An 18,885-nucleotide genomic window follows, 5' to 3' on the forward strand; every position below is an offset into this window, starting at 1 on the left:
CTCGCCCCCTTTTTTGCCCCCTGGCACATAAAAATAAAAACCGCTAGTCCTAAGAATAACGGTTTAATCATGTTTTTAAGCTACTAATGTAGTCGCTCTATTATTTAAATAAAATGAAGTGTTATGAATAACTTCAATATCTTTAAAGTTTTTTGTTAGATTTATAATTTCAACTATAGCCATCTCTACTCGTTAGTTTACAGCAAAAAATTATGCTTAATTATTATTGTTTTTGTAAACAATCAGCGAACCCAATACTATTCCATTCAACAAGCCTAAAGAAATACCATATTCAACTGGAAAATCTAAAAAAATTGCAAACACTATTCCAATCATCACCCCTAGTGAGGCTGCTGTTGAAATTACATATTCATTTTCTTTCTTCATTTTCTGTACACCTCATTTCCTTTTTGTATATAAGCTCTAGTCATCTCCACCAAGAGCCATTAAGTACTTATGATTTCCTGACTCAACAATCTTACCACCTTTCATTACAAAAATAATATCCCGCATCCTTAATCGATAACAATCTGTGAACTACAATTATTTGAGTACAGCCCTGACTTTTTATATACTTTGTTATTCTTTCCTCATTAATAGTGTCTAATGCACTAGTTGCCTCATCTAAAATTACAATACTAGGATTATTTATTAATGCACGTGCCAGTGCTATCCGTTGTCTTTGAATACCTGAAATATTTGAACCCATCTCTGAGATGATAGTATTAAATTTCATCGGCATAGCCATGATTTCATCATAGATTTGAACTGCTTTACAAACTTCCTCTATCTTTTGTGAAGTAACTTCGTGCTTTAAAGTTATATTATCAAGAATACTTCTGTTCAATAAAAATGAATCCTGTGGAACTACTCCTAAATTTTGACTTAATATTTTTTTATCTATTTGATTAATATTTACACCATCAAATAAAACTTTTCCTGTATCAATCTTATATAATCCTGATGGTATTTTTGATAACGTACTTTTTCCTGACCCCGGTTGACCGACTAGTGCAATTCTCTGTCCTGAATCAATAGTCAAATTTAAATTTTCTATTACAGGAGCTGAGTCTTTGGAATAAGAGAAAGATAGGCCCTTAATATCTATTCTACTTCAAACGTTTCTAAACTATACTCCGGAAAATAATTTAACCAATAATTAACCATACTATCTTTCATCGTATCCTCCAACCAGTACTAAGAGTCTGGGACAAAAGTCTAACCTTAAATATAAAAAGCTAACAAAACGAGTTATCTGACACTCAGAATTCTGTCTTATTCGCTTTTTTGTCTAATCTATCGATTTTTAAAATTTATAATCAAGAATTCCTAAAATCAAAATCTTTTTGTCCCAGACTCTTAGGTGTACACCTAAACATTTTATCCACCGACAATAATAATATCCATTACCAACAATAAAATTGGGGAATTTTTTAAAATTTTCTTCATATTTAGACTTCCTTTCAGTTTTTATTTATTGTACAATAAATAAGAATCAATTACTTTTTTGTTGGGAAAACGGGAAAATTATGAAATCAAAACTTGGTATCACACTCAGAAAAGTTCGTAAAGGAAAACAAATCAGTTTATGTTCTGTTGCTGACGAGCATCTTTCTAAATCTCAAATATCTCGATTCGAACGTGGAGAATCAGAAATCTCATGTATTAGACTAATCAATATTTTAGACAAGTTGCACGTTACCCTAGATGAGTTTCTTATTTTACACGATGATGACTACACCAATAGTGAATCATTTGCTAACCTAGTTCAATATATTCGTAAACAATACTCATCACAAAGTATTGATAATATAGCGTGCCTACTATCTGACACTACAAATTACACTCTAGATCCTTTAGAGAAAACTATGGTAAAATCCATTCTGCACACAATGGATTCGAGGATCATTCCATCAGATGAAGAACTACTTCAACTGACAGACTATCTTTTTAAAGTCGAAAAATGGGGTTACTATGAGATTATTATATTTGGTAACTGTGCACGAACAATTAACTACAATTCCTACTTCTTATTGACAAAGGAATTGTTAAAGAATTATATCTACTCTTCTCTGAATAAAACCAATAAACGAATGGTCACTCAACTTGCTATAAATTGTTTAATTCTTAGTATAGATGAGGAAAAATTTTCTAATTGTTCCTATTTAATTAGTGAGATAAAAACATTATTAGATAATGAATTTAACTTCTATGAACAGACAGTTTTTCTCTATGCAACTGGATACTATGAATTTAAACGCCAATTAAGTAGTGGAATTGAAAAAATGAAACAGGCCATACAAGTTCTCGATATTTTAAGAGAAGACAAGTTAAGATTACACCATACTGATCATTTTAATAAACTAGTAAATAAAAAATAAATGAAATTATTCTCTATATTTTAACGAATTAGTCGTAAATACTATTATTCTAGTAAAGCATTCTCGTGAAATTTTAGGACTGTAAATTTATTGGTATTAATAATTTTCACAAACGAATCCTGTCTTCTAGCTATCTCCTCATATTCATTAATTTCATTACCAAGTTCCTGTTGTAATTTTAAAATATCTGTATTGAGTCGATCTAACGTTATTGATTCCGTCATGTTCATTTGGGCAAAATCATACTTAGCTAATTTTCTAGTCTCATGATCTTCACTCTTCAAATTGATAAGGACTTCCACCATCTTGTTTAAGGTGGCGATTTTTTCTTGGGTTTCTTCTAGCTTCATATCAATCTCTGCAATTTCTAATACAAGCTCATCTTTGATTTCTTGGTATTGTTTGTTCGTGTTAGATAGTTCAATCATAAGATTAATTTCAGAAATCTTGTCTTAAAGACTTTTTAAAGTTGGTCGTCTATATGGGAGTTTTTGGCTATCGTTGCTCAATTATCTGATTAAAGTCCTACCCTTGATGAAACAATTATTATCCTTGTTTTCTTTATTATAGACAAAGTAAAAAGACGTTTCTCGAATGTAGACTTTATATTTTTTCTGATTGTCTTCCTCAAAAATATCTAGCTGGTAGTTAGGAATAAAGATGAGTCCACTCTGTTTAATACCAAACGAAACCCGGATATAGATACCATCATCAACCAACTTCTCTATCTGATTATCCGTAAGTTCAATCTCAAACTCATGGATAGCATCTCGTTTTTCCTTGTATTTCTTGAAGGCTTCCTCGATTTCTTCAGCGGAGACTTTCTCCTTATGCTGCTCCTCTCGAAAAGTCTGAAAATCTTCCTGAAGATTTTCTAATGCTTGAATATCTCTAACTTCTCTATCTTCAAAATAACGATTAAAAAATTGAACATCGTACAATTTCTTATCGCTAATTTTTTTATGATTCAGGCTTATCTTTTGATTATCTTCTTCCAGGATAAAAGTTACATTTTTTTGTTTTAAGTCAATGGTTAGATTCAATTCTTTTGCTTTTGTTATTAAATCTTCTAAAGAATTGACACGGTTCAACAAAAATTCTAAACGACTTTCAATCTCTTGTTTGGCAAAATGTATTCTAAAAAATTCTTCATCATATAAATCTCGTTTGCTGAGTTGGCGTCCTCGAATTGGTTTTATCATCGTTCTATCTGTCATCAAAAAACGGCTATGCTTTTGACTAAAATCAATCTGAACATACAACTGCTTTGCTTTCTCTAAAAAATCATCAAACGATTTAGATTGCTGCAACAAATATCCACAGAGGACTTGTACCTCAGATGTACACTATGCCTGTCGGACAAAGAAAAAAGTAGGCTAAATTTCTAACCTACTTTTTCTGACTCTACTCTGATAAAGCCGTCTCATATATAGACATTTTATGCTTGAAGGAATCTTTTCCTCCCTCTAATTGATTGATGATATGATTTTTTATATATTTTTCACTAACATATCCCTGTGATTCAATCCATCCGTTAACTCCATCTGACTCCATAATAACAACTTGATCTGTCATAGAATTTGTTACAATTGTAGCATTATGTGTTGCTAAAATAATTTGACGTTGAGCTTTCACATCTCTAAACTGCTGAACTAAATGCCTGTAAATATAACGATTGTCTAGATTGTCTTCAGGCTGATCAATAATCAATGGTCTGAAGTCTTTAGAATAATCACTATATGCTAATAAAAAATCAAGCATGGCTACAACTTTTTGTCCCAAACTTAATACACCAACTTCTTTATAGACAATATCAAGTTGGTGCGAAGATTCTTTCGAGTTAATATTAAACTCCAAAAATAACCTTTCATTAGCTACATGCTCTTTTAAAACTCTTTTAAACTCATTTAATAAACTACTATTTTCAATTAAAGAGTAGATACTCTTTTTTAAATGCGTAATGTTGTATTCATTAATTTCAGATTTATCTCTCCAATTATTTTCTTGTTTTGCAAAATTATCTTCAGAGATACTTTTTAAAAGCATAAAATACTTATTAGGGATATTTTGTCTTACAATGACTTTAACAAATTCTTTCAATCCTAATTCCCGATAGATAAGATATAAAACGTCTGCTACATCTTGCATACTAATTCTATAATTATCAAACGAAGAACGATTATTCTTGAAAAGATAATTTTCGAAATGCGGTTCTTCCCATCTATCAATTTGCTCATAACAAATTCTTAACTTACCAATCTGAGTTTCATTAAAATCCTCAATAATTTCGAGTATTAATTGCTTCCGCTGTTTTAAATATTCATCAAGTTCCTTTAATTTTGCTTCAAACGATTCGAGTGTCTGAGTTCTTAGCCCATAGTCTGGTCTCGGTAATTTTTTATTTTTAATCATTAAATTAGAAATAAATTCTGTAATTTTTTCACCGTCAGCTGTTTTAACTAACTCATTAACAGAATATCTCCTATCAAACATTTTCTCTAAAATTCTAGTTTTATCAACTAATTTAAAATGGTTACCTTCAACTTTATAAACTTTTGTGTACTGAGACCGTGTCCATTCTTTAATAGAGTCAGAATTAAATATATAAGAATAGCCAAACCTATTCTCTCGATTTTGCCCATAATATTGTAAAATATTATCCTTATTTTCTTGTTTGACATCTGGCAAACTAACTTCAATAATATATTCAGTTTCTTCTAAAACATAGAGTACAAAAGCATTTGCATGGTTACATAGAAATTCCAATTTGCTTTGCTTATCACAATCTTGAGAAAGTACAAATTGTAACATATCAATTAATGTGCTTTTACCTGTACCTCTCCCTCCAATTAAACAATTCATAGATGGTGAAAATGTTAAAAAGAAGTCTTTATCTTTTTTTAACTTATCACCTGCAAGAAAACTTCTATTTTCCCCACGATTTTCTATATATAATCCTTTTATATAGGACTTTTGTTTAAAGCTTGGCTCACATAAACTAACTGATACATTATAATCAAACAATGCTTCTTGAAACATCTTGAAAGAAATTTTTCCACCTTTCAACCACAGATTGTTCTTCCCGAGTGAATCAATTTCGTGAGAATCATTATCTAATAGAAAATTGGGCTCACAATTAAAATCTGTTAATAGTTTTTTTCTAGAACCTTCAACAGAATTTATATTTTTAACACCAATAAATCGTGTGTTTTCTTTAGAAAAAATTTTTCGTTTATATGCACCTGATAAGTGAGAACCTTTTTTCAAAATGTTATAACTATTGAAATGAGCAATATAATTAACTATTTTTTGATTATTGAAATCTTTCATGATAGTCAGTGAATGTTGATAACTTCCATCTTTCTCACTTATAATATTTTCACTTAACCATTGATTAACCCATGACTCTTGTTCATAATCATATATACATACAATATGCAATTTATCTGCTGCACTAATTTCTACTCCATGTAAAATATGAGGATGTATATCATAAATCGGATAATTTTTCATTATGATTGAGACTGCCATTTGTAACTTTTTAATACCTTTGGTAGTATTATGATCAGTTACTACAACTATTTCTATTCCATTTTTTATGATTGCCTCTGCTAACATAAGAAAACTAATATATTCTTTTGAACTAGAAAAAACAACCTTATCAAAATTACTAAAAAAAATTGTCTTATCAACTTTTATTTTCTTATTTTCAAAAAATATATCATATAGTTCATCTTCAGTAATTTTTCTATATTTCGTTGCAGTCCAATTAGAAAATAGCTTGTAATCATAAGAAGCAGGTGTATGCAAATGAATTAAAGTCTTGTGAAAGCTACCGAATTTCTCTTTGGAATTTGTTAGTTCTTGATAAACAAACTTTATCTTGTTATTAAATCCTCTCACTTCTACTCTCCTAAAAATATCAATTGTTTATTTTTCAAGTAATTCATTAAGTCTCTTTTCCCCCACCTTCAACATCTCTTTCTCTACCTTGCTCCATTTTCCGAAGAGGCATTCTTGTAGCACTTCTGCTGCTGAAGTTTTATCTTCTCCTGAATCATATACACAACTTCTATCTCGTTGATAAATTTGAATTCTTTCAAAGATAGCCAGTTCTTCCAATTGTCGTGTATTATCAACTAGATGATTTACAATGAAATCATGATGTTCTTTTGGAGTTGCGCGTGCTTGATTTGGATTGACAGCGTACAGTTCTTCGTATCGGATAAGGGGGCTCAGATAGGACAATTTGGGCTTTGTCGCAATTAAGGCTAATTGTACTTCATATCCCTCACTTTTCAAGAGTTGTGCTGTTTTCTTTGGAACATCTATCGTTCGTAAAGTTCCCTCAATCAAAAGATTGTATCCCAAATGACTCAATTCGGTTACTAAAGACTCTACCATTTTCCCTGCAAAATCCTTGGTGTATTCAACGCTATCTTTGCCATATTCTTGCTGCAGTTCTAAATAGTGTGGATGCTGAGAACGAAAACTATCGCCATCTATGATAACAATATTTCCTTGAAATTCTTTCTGTTTAATACGATGAATTGTAGTCTTGCCAGCACCACTTTGCCCTCCAAGCAAAATCGCTATAGGTTGCTTACTGAACTTTTTTCCTCTTGTCAGAGAACGAAGATTCCGTGCCAAAGCATGTTTGAATTCACTATCGGTATAATCTTGGATTTCCATTAGGCTACCATCCGTTTTTCAGATATCTCTAACATACGTTCAATTCCATCCAAATAACCGATATATCTCTCTATTTCATCAAAAGTTTCTACTAAATAGATATTCGTATGAATCAAGTCAGATAGATCATCACTCATTAAAATCCAAGGATTAGATTCATCATCAATGCTAATTCCCTGACTATCTTGATAACGATAGAGTCGAGATAATAGATTAGCACCTCGTTCTTTCACAATTTCAATTTTTAAAGTCAATTCATAATCTTCAACAGGATTGAGCATTTTGTCTTCTCCTACGATATCAACATAAGATACATTAAACTTCTGACAAATGATATCTATTAGTTCCGTAGAGACTGGACTAGTTCCATTTTCATAACGACTCAAGCTATTGCGAGAAATTCCTATAATTTGGGCAAATTCGGGTTGTGTTAAGTCATGTGTTTTACGTAAGGATTTTATGTTCTTTCCAATCATGGCAAACTCCTTTATTTTTATAAATCCATTATAGCATAAAAAAGCAAAACGCACCAAAAATGGTGCGTTATTTCTTGTTTTTCTAGCCTAAACTTTACTTCTATAAAAGCCACCTTAAAGAGTAATTCCTTTTTCGGTGGCTTTTCAAAATACTATACATTAAAATACTCTTGTTTAATTTTTGTAAGCAAATTGTTAGCAACAGAAGTTACACCAACATGCATCCGTTCAGGATCAGAATAATCTAGATTACGAGCATAGACTTCTGTAACAGTCTGAGCAATACGCTCATCCAATTTATAATTGGAGGCTTTTAATAGTGCTTGAAATAATTCTGAACTATATAGTTTAATATTATTTTCCAATGATACTACTGCCATTTTTGTAACTCCTCTCCTGTTTTTGATTGATAAACCTTCTCTATTTTCATTATATCACAAAAAGATTGGTTGTGAATGGATAATTATTTAAAAGAATAGGGGTTTCTAAACTCAGCAAGCATTTCTTCTTTTGTAATTTCATTCTGACGAAAACGAGCTAAAGCTTGGGGTGGATTGTCATCAGTCTGAACACCATAGATAAAACCAAATTGGTGTTGTAATTCATCTGGATTTCCCCGATTTTGAAAGACAAATTCCGCAAAATCTAAATCTGACTCTGATTTTTTATGTTTTGCAAAATAGTGACAACGATAGTCAGGGGTCTTAAAAATTTCTACAAAATTTGAAATACGAAATTCTACTATAATTCGAATCTATACATAGCTTACTTCTGGTCATTTAAAACGAACCCTGTTCTCCAAAATAATTTTATTAAAAAGAAAAACCCTGCCAAATTAATTTTTGGTAGGGTTTTTGGTAGGAAACTAAATTAATTTATCAGTTTCTAAAATGTGTTCACGATTCTAAAAGGCTGATACTATAGTATCCCGAATTCTAATTGGTATATGCCTCTTATTTAAGAGTAACTGAAGCTCCAGCTTCTTCCAATTTAGCTTTGATTTCTTCAGCTTCTGCAGTTGCAACGCCTTCTTTAACAAGTGCTGGTGCACCGTCAACAAGTTCTTTAGCTTCTTTAAGTCCAAGACCTGTGATTTCACGTACAACTTTGATAACGCCAACTTTTTTGTCGCCTGCAGATGTCAGTTCAACGTCGAATGAATCTTTAGCAGCACCAGCGTCAGCAGCACCAGCTGCAGCAACAGCTACAGGAGCAGCTGCAGTTACACCAAATTCTTCTTCGATAGCTTTTACAAGGTCGTTCAATTCAAGGATTGAAGCTTCTTTAATTTCAGCAATAATGTTTTCAATGTTCAATGCCATTGTTATTTCCTCCAAATATGTTTTAAATTTATAATAGATTTTCGTAGCTAGGCTACGCTGCGTAGCTTAAGATTAAGCTGCGTCTTCTTTGTTGTCTGCAACCGCTTTGACTGCAAGAGCAACGTTGCGCACTGGCGCTTGAAGTACAGAAAGGAGCATAGAAAGAAGTCCTTCGCGGTTTGGAAGAGTTGCAAGAGCAAGAATCTCTTCTTTAGATGCGACAGCGCCTTCGATTGCACCACCTTTGATTTCAAGTGCTTCAGCGTTTTTAGAAAAGTCGTTCAAGATTTTCGCTGGTGCGATAACATCTTCGTTAGAAAATGCTACTGCAGATGGTCCAACAAATACAGATGCAAGATCTTCAAGACCAGCTTTTTCAGCTGCACGACGCAAGATTGAGTTTTTAATCACTTTATACTCAACTTCGCTTCCACGAAGCTCACGACGAAGAACTGTATCTTGCTCAACTGTCAAACCACGAGCGTCTACAACGACGATAGATGCAGCAGCTTTCATTTTTTCAGCTACTACGTCAACTAGTTCCGCTTTTTTAGCAATAATTGCTTCACTCATTAGTGTGTTCACCTCCGTTATTATTTTGCTTGGGGAAATTTTTCAAAAGAAAAACGCGCCCAAACCTAGACACGAAAGTACAATACGCTTCTTTTTACATGATACGTTTTGTCCTCGGTAGGATATTTATGAGTCGAACTCCCCTACTGTCTTAGGCAGTTTTTTCAAACCGTATATAAGTATAGCATAGTCAAAAAAAGAATGCAAGACTTTTGCAAACTTTTTTCGTGATTTTTCTTTTAAAGTTCTACTGTTAGGACTTGGCCTTGCTTAACAACCTGTTCTCCAGCGATATAAACATCATCAACGTCACTGGATTTAACAGCATAGACGAGGTGAGAAAGCATATTTTCCTGAGGTTGGAGATGAATTTTGCCTTGTGGTTGAATAACGAGAAAATCTGCCTTCTTGCCGACTTCTAGACTTCCTATCTGATTTTCCATTCCTAGGACCTTAGCCCCTTCGATTGTTAGTGCCTTGAGAGCTGTTTCAATAGGGAATTGGCTGGCATCCCCACTTTTCATCTTCTGAAGAAGGGCTGCAGTCCGTCCTTCCTCAAACATATCTAGATTGTTATTGGAGGCAACCGAATCCGTCGCAATTCCGACTGCTACTCCTGCTTTTTGCAGTTGAATGATAGGAGCAATCCCTGATGCCAGTTTGAGGTTACTAATAGGATTGTGGGCAATAGACACTTGAGAAGTTGCCAAGCGTTCAATTTCTCTCTCGTTTAATTCGACCCCGTGAGCAAAGACAGACGGATGATCTAAGTAACCCAGTTCTTCAAGAAAGGCGAGGGGGCGTTTGCCGTATCGTTTCAGGATAATTCCTGACTCCTCCTTGGTCTCCGCCACGTGGATATGGATTGGAATAGCAAGCTCTTTTGCCATGTCTAAACTTTCTTCCAGCAAGTCTCTATCACAGCTGTAGGGAGAATGTGGGGCTACCATCACCTTGAAATTTGGATTTTTATATCCAATAATTTCCTCAATGATTGCTCGAGTTCTGCTTATGGTCTCAGCAGTTGTCTCTGCCTCTGAAGAAAAAAGAGTCGGTGAGAAATAACAACGCATCTTGGAAGTTTTCACTGCCTGATAAATCCGTTCAATATCCACACCATTGGGATTATACATATCGTTAAAGGTTGTTGTTCCCGACTGGAGCATCTCTATCATAGCTTCTTTAACCGCTCTTGTAGTCATGTCGGGAGTAAATCCTGCTTCTGCTGGCCAGATATAGTCATTAAGCCATTCATGGAGATTGCTATCATCTCGAATTCCTCTCAATCCTGTCATAGCAGAATGGGTGTGACAATTGACCAAACCAGGCATAATCCAGGCCCCCTGATAGTCTATAATCTGCTCAGCTTGCTCTAAAATCTCTGACTGCTCTTGACCGACATAGACTATTTGAGAATCCTTAACAGCTAAGATTCCATCTAGATAAACATGGAAATCTTTGTCACAAGTCACGATATTTACATGATGAAAGACTTTCATTCTAGGCTCCTTTTCTAAAAGACAATTTACAGTGAACAATTTTTCTAGCTATTGTAACAAAAAAGTCACCCGAAGGCAACTTTTTTCGTCCATAAACTTTCAAAAGAGAATGGCTTATTCAGAGCTAAAAGCTGCAGCTTGCTGCATTTGGTAATACTTGCCTTTTCTAGCCATGAGGTCCTGATGATTGCCATGCTCCACAATATCGCCATCCACCAAGACAAGAATCAAATCTGCATCCTGAATAGTTGACAAACGGTGAGCAATGATAAAGCTTGTACGCCCCTTCATGAGTTTAGCAAAGGCATCCTGTACCAGCACTTCTGTCCGCGTATCGATGGATGAAGTTGCTTCGTCTAAGATAAGAATCTTTGGAATAGCCAGAAAGACTCGGGCGATGGTCAGGAGCTGGGCTTGCCCAACAGAGAGAGATTCTCCTGCATTTTCCAACTTGGTATCGTATCCCTGTGGCAACTGTTGGATGAAAAAGTCCGCATTGGCTGCTTTGGCAGCAGTAATCACCTGCTCCCTACTGGCTTTAGGATTTCCAAAGGCAATATTGTCATGAATAGTCCCTTGCTTGAGCCAGGTTTCTTGGAGCACCATGCCAAACTGCTGGCGTAAAGAGGCACGACTATAGTCATAAATGGATTTCCCATCCAGCAAGATATCTCCTGAATTAATGGGATAAAAACGCATGAGGAGATTGATAAGGGTTGATTTGCCAGCACCTGTCGGACCAACAATGGCAACCTTGCTACCAGCTGGAATAGCGATAGATAAGTCCTTAATCAAAATCTTTTCAGGATGGTAACCAAAAGAGACATGTTTAAAGGAAATAGCTCCCTTAACTTGGTCACTGGTCAAGACTTCCTTGCCTGTTTCAGCAACCTCAGGACTTTCTAAGACAGCATAGACGCGCTCTGCACAAGCCAGAGCACTTTGCAACTCAGCTAGCACTGAAGAAATATCGTTAAAAGGCTTGGTGTACTGTTGAACATAGTTCAAAAAAGTCACTAAACGCCCAATGGTCAAGGTGGAACCCATCATGATACGATAAGCTCCCACTCCAGCTAGAAGGGCATAAATAAGCGCATTGACAAAGCGAGTCGAAGGATTGACCGTTGAAGAATAAAAGATAGCTGACTGCGAATAACCTGCATAGTTGGCATTCGCCTCGTGCAGTCTTTGGATAAAATCTTCTTGAGCATTAAAGGACTGGATAATGGTCTGCTGGCTCAACGATTCTTCAATCAACTGAGTCTGAATTCCCCTCGTCTCTGTTTGCTTTTGGAAGTGATGATAGGAGCGTTTGGCAATAAAGCGTGAGATTACCATAGACAGTGGCGTCAACAGCAAGACCAAAAGAGTCATGAGGAGATGAATTTGAATCATGGCTAGAATGCTGACTAAAATCATCAAGACACCAATGAAGAATTGGTTAAAGATCATGATCAAGCCAGCTGCCAACTGTTCTATGTCTGTTGTCACCCGACTGACCATCTCCCCACTGCCTTGCCGATCCACAAAGGCAATCGGTAAACGATGGAGCTTATGGATGATTCGCTCTCGTAAGTCTCTGGTATAAGAGAAAATTAGGCGATTATAGAGGAGAGGATTGGCCCACTGCACAAGGGTATTTCCTATGACCACCAAGATCATTTGAATAAAGATCTGCCAAAAAACTGGTGAAGAACCAGCCACTAGGACTTGGTCGATGACCTGCCCAATCAGAATAGGTAGGTAAATTGATAAACCAACTTGGGCAATAGTTCCTAGAAAGGCTAGAAAAAGGAGGAAGGGATGGCTTGCTAAATCTTTGGCCAAACGTTTGAGAGTCTGGTTTGCAGTTTGTCGTCTCATGCTAGTCCTCCTTTCCATGTTGGGATGCATTGATTTCACGATAGACTTGACTAGATTTCATCAAGTCCTCGTGCTTGCCGATAGCTAGGAGATCACCTTTTTCTAAGAGGAGAATCTGGTCTGCCATCTGTAAAGTCGATGTTCGTTGAGAAATCAAAATTAAGTTCGTATTTGGCAAATTTTCTCGAATAGCTTTCAAGAGTTTGGACTCAGTGATAGTGTCCAGTGCCGAGGTAGCATCATCTAAGATGAGAAACGGTGCCTGGTGCAAGACTGCTCGTGCGATAGACAACCGTTGTTTTTGTCCACCTGAGAAATTTCGACCTCCTGCCTCAACTAGGGCATCCAAGAGTCCTTCCTTTTCACTGACAAAATCCTTGGCTTGCGCGATTTCCAAGGCTTGCCAGAGTTCTTGGTCTCTTACTTCTTGATTGAAACCTAGAGTCAAGTTGGAACGAATAGTTCCCTTAAAGAGTTCGACTTTTTGGGGCACATAGGCAATCCAAGACCGCCACTGCTCAAGATTACGAGGACTAAATCCATCTCGATAAAGGTCTATGCTCCCCTTGTCTGCTGGATAAAGTCCAAGGATGAGTTGTACTAAGCTTGATTTACCAGAACCTGTTCCCCCAATAATACCAAGGATTTGCCCTTGCTGCATATCAAAGGAAATGTCTCTCAAAGAAGGCTGGGCCGCATCAGGATAGGTAAAGGTCAGTTCTTGAACTTGTATAATCTGATCACTGGTAACTTGCTTTTTCTCTAATTCTGAATGGATATCCTCTGGAGCTTCAGCAAAGACTTCCTCGATTCGCTTAGCAGAGATGTAAGACTGGTTTAGAGAATTGATCAGCATGGCGAGCTTGACCAATTCCACCAAGATCTGTAGGAGATAATTAATAAGGGCAATGAGAGCACCTTGACTTAGCAATCCTCCTTGAATAGAAATATAGCCTTGCCAGATAATAACGAGAAGAGTTCCATTAACAATCAGATAGGTCAGAGGTGTTAATAAACTAGACCAGAAACCTGTCTTTTCTTGTAATCTAGCATAGACTTGGTTAAGGGTTTGAAAAATTTGTAACTCTCGTTTTTCTTGACCAAAAGCACGAATAACCCGCATCCCTTGTAATTGCTGGCGTGTTTCCTGAACCAGTTGGTCCGTTTTCTTTCTAAGACTACTGTAGAGAGGATTAACCAGTCTAGAGAGTCCTACAATGACGATGGTCAAAATGACAACCATGACCAAGAACCAGAAAGTCAGCTCAGCTGAGATGCGATAGGCCATAAAGATTGCCCCAAAAACGATAATAGGCGCTCGCAAAAAGAGACGCAGGAATTGATTGATACCAGTCTGAATCTGGTAGGTATCTGAAGTCAAGCGAGTCACCAAGCTAGAAGTGGTCAGACGATCTCTACTATCCTTGGGCAAGGAAAGAATATGACGATAAAGATCGTTTGTCAATTCCTTGGCAAAACCTACTGCTGCCTTTGCTGAGTAAAATTGAGCTATCAAGGCCACTAAAACGCCAATCACTGCAAATATAAGGAGCAGGCCAATCTGCATCCAGAGATGCCCTTGATTTCTCTGAGGCAAGGATTGGTCAACAATCCCAGCAATCACCATGGGAACCAAGAGCTCAAACACAGCTTCTAACAGCTTGAACAGAGGGGCTAAAATCGATTCCTTAATGTAGGGTTTGAAGTAAGATAATAAGTGTTTCATAAATCCCTTCTATTCGTATTCTAGAAATGAAGAAAGTGGGAAGCGCCCACCATCTCTGTTTTATTTGTTTAAGTAAGGCAATAGATAACTATATCCTTCCTCTTCCATCTCATCCTTGGCCACAAAGCGCAGAGAGGCAGAGTTGATACAGTAACGGAGGCCACCTAACTCCCGAGGGCCATCTGTGAAAACATGACCCAAGTGAGCATTGCCTGACCGAGAACGAACCTCGATTCGCTCCATTCCATGGCTCATGTCCTTGTAATAATGAATCAATTCCTTGGAAATCGGACGGCTAAAACTTGGCCAACCACATCCTGAGGCAAACTTATCCTTGGCGAAAAAGAGTGGCTCACCCGTCGTGATGTCTACATAAATCCCTTCTTCAAAGGTTTGGTCATAGGCATTGGTAAATGGAGCCTCTGTAGCAGCTTCTTGGGTAACACGATAGGATTCTTCTGATAAACTTTCCTTTAACATCTCTTGACTAGGCTTTTCATAGTTAGAGGCATCAATCAATGGCTTCTCAGCATCAGTCACATCGATATGACAATAACCTGAAGGATTTTTCTTAAGATAGTCTTGGTGGTAATCTTCAGCTAGAATGTAATGACGTAGTTTCTCCACTTCCACTGCAATCTTTCGACCAAGCATGCGCTCCTGCTCCTGCACCACTGTGTAGATAGCTGGCAAGTCTGCTTCATCCTGGTAATATATACCGGTCCGATACTGACGTCCACGGTCATTCCCTTGTTGATTGATGGATAAAGGGTCGATGACACGGAAATAATAAAGTAAAATCTCTCTGAATGCTACTTCCTTCTCATCGTAAATCACTTGAACCGTTTCTGCATGGTCTGTTTCCTTGAGCAACTGGTAATTGGTCGTTTCGACTTGCCCATTAGCGTAGCCAACACTGGTTGCTAGCACTCCAGAAATGCGTGAAAAATATTCCTCTAGGCCCCAAAAACAACCGCCTGCTAGATAAATTTCTGTCATCTTTATTTCTCCTTTATCAAGTTTTTAACTAATACTCTTCGAAAATCTCTTCAAACCACGTCACCTTACATCTGCAACCTCAAAACAGTATTTTGAGCTAACTTCGTCAGTTCTATCCACAACCTCAAAACACTGTTTTGAGCAACCTGCGGCTAGTTTCCTAGTTTGCTCTTTGATTTTCATTGAGTATAAACTTCTTTTCAAAAAAAGGATAGGAAGGCCCCTAGTCGAGACTTTCCCCATCCTATCTTCTATTCTTTATTTTGCTTCTACACGGACACCTTGGGTATCAACCTTCAAGTCATGCAGTTTGCCTTTGAAAGGTTGCTTTTCCAATTCTGCCTTAATCGTTGGCATCTTGCCATGAGAAGCCAAGATCATAACTGTCGGCCCGGCACCAGAGAGATAGGTTGCATAGGCACCATTTTCTTTGGCTACTTGCTTAATCGTCGCAAATTCTCTCACCAAGTCCTGACGATAGCGTTCATGGAAGAGGTCTCCCTCGATTGCTTGCCCAGCTGTCACCATGTCTCCTGCCAACAAGGCCGCAACCGCCACATTGGCGATAGAACTAGCTGCAACAGCTTCCTTGTAAGACAATTTCTTAGGTAAGACGCCACGGCTGTCTCGAGTACGCAATTCATAGTTTGGAATGTAGGCTAGGAAATCACACTCTGGGAAGTCTGCTACGATAGCAGAAACTTGTCCATCAACTGAGCTTGCAATAACGAGATTACCATAAATGGCTGGAGCTACATTATCAGGGTGTCCTTCAATCTTGGTCGCCAACTGCAATTTTTCATGGTCTGACAAGTTGAGTTGCCCCAATTGGTTGGCTAGTTCAATCCCAGCTACAATAACCGAGCTGGAAGAACCCAAACCACGCGCCAAGGGAACATCACTAGTCATTTTCAAACGTCTTGATTGTAAATCTGGTACAATTTGCAAAGCAATTTTGAGCAAGAGATTACGCTCGTCATGAGGAATCCATTTGCCAATCTGGTGTTCAATCAGCCACTCTTCTCGTTCTTCGCAAACCTCGATTTGAAGATACTTGGTTACAGCTACACCGACCGAGTCAAAACCTGGCCCGATATTGGCACTGGTTGCAGGTACAATAATCTTCATCTTATTCTCCTAGCACCTTGAAGGTATTCAAGAGGTCGAATTCTGAAACCTTCTTCAATTCAGCTGAGACATTTTCAAGCTGGGCTTTATTAATCTTGTGTGTGATGATCACAACACGCGCCTTGTCACCATCTTTTCCATCTTGGAGAATTTGCTTAAAGGAAATTTCTTGGGCATTAAAGATTTCAGCCAACTTCAAGACCTGACCTTTTGAGTCTGGTGCCAAGATTGAGAAGTAGTAATTTGCTTTGACATCCTCTGGATTTGCCAAGACCAAGTCACGGCTATATTCGTTGAAGTCTTTGCCAATGGTACCATCATTCAAGCGACGAACGATACGGACAATGTCCGCCACAACACTTGTTGCAGTTGGTTTTTGGCCTGCACCTGGTCCGTAGTACATAGACTCACCAATACCGATAGATTCTACAAAAACAGCGTTCATTACCCCATTCACACTGGCAAGCGGGTGTGCTTTAGGTAGGAAGGTTGGAGTCACTTCTGCAGCAATTCCTGAAGGAGTTTCCTCGATAGAACCAACCAATTTCACTACATAGCCAAGTTCTTGGGCTACAGCTACATCTTCTGGTGTGATGTTACGAATTCCCTTGTGGGCTACATCGTCAAATGCAACCTTCATGCCAAAGGAAAATTGGCTCAAAATCACCATCTTGTAGGCTGCATCAATTCCATCTACGTCATTTGTCGGGTCACTTTCTGCAAATCCAAGTCTTTGCGCTTCCGCAAGAGCATCATCGTATGACCAGCCTTCTTCCACCATTTTGGTCATCATGAAGTTAGAAGTTCCGTTGACTACTCCAAGCACTCGCGTGATTTTATCTGAAGCCAAGGAATTTGCCAAGGTACGAAGAATTGGAATACCACCAGCTACCGCTGCTTCGTAGTAAAGTGCTACCTTGTTAGCTTGAGCGATTTCTAACAATTCTGCGCCATGGACAGCCAAAAGGTCCTTGTTAGCAGTAACAACGTGTTTGCCAGCCTCCAAGGCACGAGTGATAAAGGTTTTAGCAGGTTCGATACGTCCCATCAATTCCACTACGATCGTAATGTCTTGATCTGATAAAATATCATCTACATTGGTTACAAAGTTAAAGTCATTCCCTGCTGCAAGCAAGCGATTCTTTTCATCTTCATCCTTGACCAATACCTTGGCAACTTCGATATCTGAATGTGCTGATTGATTGATTTTTTCTCCATTTTCCTTTAGGAGGAAAGGCACGCCACTTGCAACGGTACCAAATCCTAGTAAAGCAATTTTAACTGTCATGTTTGTCTCCTCGAAATTTTCTAATATAGCCATTATAACAGAATTTTGTGAAAATTCCTATTATAGTAAATCACTATTTCAGTATAAAAAGAAAAAACGAATCAGATGATTCGCTCTTCCTAAAATCTAGAAATAATTTTCCAGAAAGGATTATCCAATCTTTTGCAGATTAAGTACTGCATCGTGATTCATCAAGACTTGACCATACTCTTGCAAGACCGAGCGACTGATGTCACTATCGTCCGCAAACTCGCGCATACGAGCCAAAAGCCAAGCTGGATATGGACTTGGATGATTTTCAATATCCACTAGAATGGTCAAATAATAGCGCTCGTTCATTTTGTAGAGTTCAGAAGTTTCCATCTCAAAAGTCACTGTCTTTGAAAAAGCCACCAAATCAGCTAACTTAGAAAAAGAAAGGATGTAATAGATGTAGGGCTCTTTCTTGTTCTCAACTTCTTGTTCAGCTTGCTCCTGCTCTTCTTCCTTGGCTTCGACTTGCTCTAAAGATTGAATCGCTTCAATATCATCTTTAGTCTTTTCTGCAATGCTCTTTTCCAAGGTTTTGATAAATTCATCTGGCGACATTTGAGCCAATTCTTCCATATCTGGTAAATCCGATAAGTCTTCAAAATCTAGATTTTGGTCAATCTTTGATTTGGTTACAAAGACATCTACCTTATCAGGTTTTGGAGTCACACGGAAGCTCAACATACCTGTATCTAGAAAGCTATCAGGCATCTCTAACTCATCCAAGATAGCATAAAAGAACTCTTCTGTTTTTTCTTGAGGAACAAGAAAGTCAGCAATCTCCATGCCTCGATCCATCAAATCCTCTAAAGACATCGTGATTTTCAAAGTTGTATCACTAATTTGTTTCATTTTCATTGCTAGTAACCTCATACTTTCAGTTCTATCTATTATACTAGATTTTTACG

Annotated in this window: 16 protein-coding genes, 1 pseudogene and 1 other annotated feature; of the genes and pseudogenes, 1 reads left to right on the forward strand and 16 read right to left on the reverse strand. The window is 37.3% G+C overall.

Translation table 11 applies throughout. The annotated features are described in order from the left end of the window. Positions 1-216: 216 nt before the first annotated feature. Positions 217-387, reverse strand: a complete 171-nt coding sequence (locus HT698_RS08450) for a hypothetical protein (RefSeq protein ID WP_050243184.1) — start codon at positions 385-387, stop codon at positions 217-219. Between the two features lie 91 nt (positions 388-478). Then, positions 479-1,042, reverse strand: a complete 564-nt coding sequence (locus tag HT698_RS08455; RefSeq protein WP_226946486.1) for an ATP-binding cassette domain-containing protein — start codon at positions 1,040-1,042, stop codon at positions 479-481. Positions 1,043-1,529: 487 nt separating this feature from the next. Here HT698_RS08455 and HT698_RS08460 point away from each other — a divergent pair, with 487 nt between their 5' ends. Continuing rightward, a complete protein-coding gene (locus HT698_RS08460) occupies positions 1,530-2,381 on the forward strand; it encodes an Rgg/GadR/MutR family transcriptional regulator (protein WP_050243183.1) in 852 nt (283 codons plus the stop codon). A gap of 44 nt (positions 2,382-2,425) precedes the next feature. Here HT698_RS08460 and HT698_RS10395 read toward each other — a convergent pair. The 14 genes and pseudogenes from HT698_RS10395 to mecA all read right to left on the reverse strand — a co-directional run. Next, a pseudogene (locus tag HT698_RS10395) lies at positions 2,426-3,697 on the reverse strand (SAG1250 family conjugative relaxase); the annotation flags it as partial. An 88-nt stretch (positions 3,698-3,785) separates the two neighbouring features. Then, complete coding sequence (locus HT698_RS10540) at positions 3,786-6,284, reverse strand: Spaf_1101 family AAA-like ATPase (RefSeq protein WP_112445227.1); 2,499 nt, start codon at positions 6,282-6,284, stop codon at positions 3,786-3,788. Positions 6,285-6,311: 27 nt separating this feature from the next. Then, positions 6,312-7,073: a type II toxin-antitoxin system toxin PezT gene (pezT, locus tag HT698_RS08485; RefSeq protein ID WP_173219090.1), complete on the reverse strand. Its 762-nt coding sequence runs from the start codon at positions 7,071-7,073 to the stop codon at positions 6,312-6,314. Beyond that, positions 7,073-7,549: a type II toxin-antitoxin system antitoxin PezA gene (pezA, locus tag HT698_RS08490; RefSeq protein WP_112445231.1), complete on the reverse strand. Its 477-nt coding sequence runs from the start codon at positions 7,547-7,549 to the stop codon at positions 7,073-7,075. The genes pezT and pezA overlap by 1 nt, the downstream gene beginning before the upstream one ends. Positions 7,550-7,701: 152 nt before the next feature. Beyond that, positions 7,702-7,929 (reverse strand): hypothetical protein, encoded by a 228-nt coding sequence (locus HT698_RS08495; RefSeq protein WP_050243459.1) that lies wholly within the window; start codon positions 7,927-7,929, stop codon positions 7,702-7,704. Positions 7,930-8,502: 573 nt separating this feature from the next. Then, the gene (gene rplL / locus HT698_RS08500; RefSeq protein ID WP_001196965.1) at positions 8,503-8,871 is read right to left on the reverse strand and encodes a 50S ribosomal protein L7/L12; all 369 of its coding nucleotides are present in this window, start codon (positions 8,869-8,871) and stop codon (positions 8,503-8,505) included. Positions 8,872-8,943: 72 nt separating this feature from the next. Then, positions 8,944-9,444, reverse strand: coding sequence for a 50S ribosomal protein L10 (gene rplJ, locus HT698_RS08505; protein ID WP_001287277.1), 501 nt, complete (start codon positions 9,442-9,444; stop codon positions 8,944-8,946). A gap of 38 nt (positions 9,445-9,482) precedes the next feature. Continuing rightward, positions 9,483-9,618, reverse strand: a sequence feature (ribosomal protein L10 leader region). A 65-nt stretch (positions 9,619-9,683) separates the two neighbouring features. Further along, complete coding sequence (locus HT698_RS08510) at positions 9,684-10,943, reverse strand: TRZ/ATZ family protein (protein WP_173219093.1); 1,260 nt, start codon at positions 10,941-10,943, stop codon at positions 9,684-9,686. 114 nt (positions 10,944-11,057) lie between these two features. Further along, positions 11,058-12,806 carry an ABC transporter ATP-binding protein gene (locus tag HT698_RS08515; protein WP_112444054.1) on the reverse strand — a complete coding sequence of 583 codons (1,749 nt, stop codon included), beginning with the start codon at positions 12,804-12,806 and terminating at the stop codon, positions 11,058-11,060. A 1-nt stretch (position 12,807) separates the two neighbouring features. Further along, the gene (locus HT698_RS08520; RefSeq protein ID WP_173219096.1) at positions 12,808-14,532 is read right to left on the reverse strand and encodes an ABC transporter ATP-binding protein; all 1,725 of its coding nucleotides are present in this window, start codon (positions 14,530-14,532) and stop codon (positions 12,808-12,810) included. Positions 14,533-14,592: 60 nt separating this feature from the next. Continuing rightward, on the reverse strand, positions 14,593-15,531 hold the full coding sequence (gene msrB, locus HT698_RS08525; protein ID WP_173219099.1) for a peptide-methionine (R)-S-oxide reductase MsrB: 939 nt from the start codon (positions 15,529-15,531) through the stop codon (positions 14,593-14,595). A gap of 258 nt (positions 15,532-15,789) precedes the next feature. Next, positions 15,790-16,659: a homoserine kinase gene (thrB, locus tag HT698_RS08530; protein ID WP_173219102.1), complete on the reverse strand. Its 870-nt coding sequence runs from the start codon at positions 16,657-16,659 to the stop codon at positions 15,790-15,792. A 1-nt stretch (position 16,660) separates the two neighbouring features. Further along, positions 16,661-17,947, reverse strand: coding sequence for a homoserine dehydrogenase (locus HT698_RS08535; protein WP_173219105.1), 1,287 nt, complete (start codon positions 17,945-17,947; stop codon positions 16,661-16,663). A 150-nt stretch (positions 17,948-18,097) separates the two neighbouring features. Beyond that, positions 18,098-18,835 (reverse strand): adaptor protein MecA, encoded by a 738-nt coding sequence (mecA, locus tag HT698_RS08540; RefSeq protein ID WP_000782687.1) that lies wholly within the window; start codon positions 18,833-18,835, stop codon positions 18,098-18,100. Positions 18,836-18,885 lie beyond the last annotated feature (50 nt).

This window comes from Streptococcus sp. 3109, from assembly GCF_013276905.1.
Lineage (GTDB): Bacteria > Bacillota > Bacilli > Lactobacillales > Streptococcaceae > Streptococcus.